Below are 387 nucleotides of genomic sequence, written 5' to 3' on the forward strand. Positions count from 1 at the left end.
TCCCGCTGACGCAGTTCGCGGTGGACGACGTGGCCGCCGAGCACGAGCGGCTGCGGGGCCTCGGCGTGCTGTTCACCCAGGAGCCGGTCGACATGGGCCCGGTGACCACCGCGGTGTTCGACGACACCTGCGGCAACCTGATCCAGATCGCACAGTACCGGTAGCCGGGCGCTGACGCCGCGCTGAACCGCTGGACACGATCGGTCACCCTGGCGGCATGACGGTGTGGCGGCGCCCGTACTCGCTGGACCTGGCCACCTCCGGCTCCATGGTCGTGGCGGGGCTGGCGGTCGGCTACTTCGTGCTCATCGTGTTCGGGGTCCGCAGCGGCAATCTCCTGGAACGGGAGGCGGTGGTCCTCGGAGTGTGGAACGCCGGCGTCCTCGC

1 protein-coding gene is annotated in these 387 nt (G+C 70.5%); it reads left to right on the plus strand.

What is annotated here, in order from left to right; translation table 11 throughout:
- Positions 1-164: VOC family protein (locus tag KBX39_RS32975; RefSeq protein WP_210874329.1), on the plus strand; the 164-nt coding region annotated here is incomplete at its 5' end.
- Positions 165-387: the final 223 nt, after the last annotated feature.

The organism is Micromonospora sp. D75 (genome assembly GCF_018070405.1).
GTDB classification, from domain to species: domain Bacteria; phylum Actinomycetota; class Actinomycetes; order Mycobacteriales; family Micromonosporaceae; genus Micromonospora; species Micromonospora chalcea.